General features: G+C 57.2%; 3 protein-coding genes. 2 read left to right on the top strand and 1 reads right to left on the bottom strand.

What is annotated here, in order from left to right:
• A partial coding sequence (locus WA354_RS17265) for an outer membrane beta-barrel protein (RefSeq protein WP_472814266.1) occupies positions 1-269 on the top strand: 269 nt, incomplete at its 5' end.
• A 144-nt stretch (positions 270-413) separates the two neighbouring features.
• Positions 414-1172, top strand: a complete 759-nt coding sequence (locus tag WA354_RS17260; RefSeq protein ID WP_472814265.1) for a site-specific integrase — start codon at positions 414-416, stop codon at positions 1170-1172.
• A 180-nt stretch (positions 1173-1352) separates the two neighbouring features.
• Here WA354_RS17260 and WA354_RS17255 read toward each other — a convergent pair.
• A partial coding sequence (locus WA354_RS17255) for a tannase/feruloyl esterase family alpha/beta hydrolase (protein WP_472814264.1) occupies positions 1353-2153 on the bottom strand: 801 nt, incomplete at its 5' end.

Raw genomic sequence — 2153 nt, 5'->3', positions numbered from 1 at the left:
TCACAGACTCTGACATCTACATCACTAAAACTGTTCCGATCAAAGAAGAGATTAAGTTTCGGTTCGATGTTCAGATGTTCAACGCGTTTAATCATCCGAATTTCGCACTCCCCAATGAAGTCGAAGCAGGTGTACCCGGTGTTTCGATTCCGGCCCGATTTGGGACGCTCGAAAGCACGATCTCACCGCCAACCGGATTGCTCGGTGTCGGACTCGGGGGAGATAGCTCTCCGCGCATGATTGCCTTTCAAGGAAGGATCGAGTTCTAAGGACCAGACGTTGGCATTGCGTAACTGTTCTCCCTGACTGGATTGGAATCGAAGTCAAGCTGATGTACGATGTTGTTGTTCCGCTCAGATTAGTGCGGCGGAACACACGAGTTGCTTCCGTGCGGGCTGCTTGGAGGTGATCTCGTGGAACTGTTCAGAAAGAACGAGTCGAAGTATTACTGGTATGTCTTCACCGTGCGCGGCGAGCGCTACTGCGGGTCCACCAAGGAGACCAGCGAAACGAGAGCGCAAAAGGCTGCCGCTCTCAAACTCGCTGACGCGATCAAGGGCAGCGACCCGCTCGACAGGAAGCCGCCCACGCTTCGTGAATACTCGAAGGATTTCCTTCAATGGGTGAAAACGGGACGGCTCGAGGCCGACAGCCGCCGCTATTACAGAAACGGCTGGCGACTATTGGAGCAGACGAAGATCGCCGGAATGCGCATGGACGAGATCACCAAAGACGCGGTCGAAAAGCTGCAGTTTCCCGGATCGGCCTCGAACGGCAACAACGCGCTTCTGATCTTTGAGGTTCCCGACTTTGCACTCGTCAAGGAACATGGGCAGTCGCTCCGTCTGAACGATGAAGCGGAAAGGAGGCTGTCAGCACTGGCCGACCAGCCGCTGAAGGACATCATCGTGGTAATGCGCGACACCGGAATGCGCAACGCCCGCGAACTCTACTGCATGCGGGTAGAGAACGTTGACTTCGATACCGGGACAATCTTCACGCGCGGGACATCGCCGCACGGAACGCCGCTCTACCTGGGGACCTGGTTGACATTGAAAGGGGATACGCCGGTGTTACACCTTCCGTTTTGTCGCGAGGTTGCAATGATCACAAGAGTCGTCGTATCTCCAGGATCAGACCAGCCCCAGATGGTATCGGGCTTGCCTCGCTGAGGCACCATGTTATCGGCGAAGATCGGGCCGACGAAAGGAAGCGGCTTAACGGCTGCGGCCTGTGTGGCTTGGCCGGGGGTAGGCTGCGCAAATGCAGCAACGCTCGCGGCAAACAAAAGTCCTGCAGCAATTGCCGTGCCCTGAACGCGTTTGAAACTCATAACTCGAAACCTCTCGCCATCAGCGTGCGGGGTCCTGGCATCGGAAGTTGCTGGCATCCTGGGTGTCACCGGTCCCGGTGTACTGCGCGTGTCTTGGGTATGCGCACAGGGGTCGGCTGCGACCGGGGAATGCCTGACCTGTAGCGATCACCGCGTCAGGCGCGGTGCCTTTCTCAACCCAACTGACGACTGCAGTGAGCATGTCGAAGTGATCGAGCGAGGGACCGCCACCGCAGTGGGCCATGCCGGGAACCATGAACATACGGCTCCATTCGGATACCTTCTGGGCACCTCCATTTGTTGCGACAAGTGATTGGTAATAGCCGAGCGTGTCGAGCGGCGAGAACCACGGATCGCTGTCGCCGTGGAAGAAGATGAGTTTGCCGCCGCTGAGTGAAAAGGTGGAGAGATTGGTGGACGCAGGTTCGACGAGCGGATCGGACGCATGCAGCGCCGCCTTGTCGACGTCGAGTTCAGTTGCAGTGGTGTAGGGGCCGAAGAGGCCACTTGGTCCCAAGGCCAGTAAACCAGATGCGAAGGCTTTCGAAGTAATGCCCGCGTCATAAAGGAAGCCCGGATAGACCTGCGTGCCATAGGCATTCTTCGGTCCAGCGAAGGCTTTCTTGATGGCGCTGATTTTCTCGGGGACGATACAGGCGTCGGTCTGGCCCGGCTTGCAGGCGAGGACCTTGGGGTCGAAATCGCAGCCTAGCGGATCGGAGATCATGCCATCGGCAACACCGTCTTTCGCGTCGCATTGTTTCATCAGCGCATCCATAAAGAGCCTTCGATCGTCGTCGGTGAGGAACTTATCGATCTG

The sequence above is a fragment of the Occallatibacter sp. genome, from assembly GCF_049802275.1.
Lineage (GTDB): Bacteria > Acidobacteriota > Terriglobia > Terriglobales > Acidobacteriaceae > Telmatobacter.
This window is presented reverse-complemented; position numbering and strand designations above follow the sequence as displayed.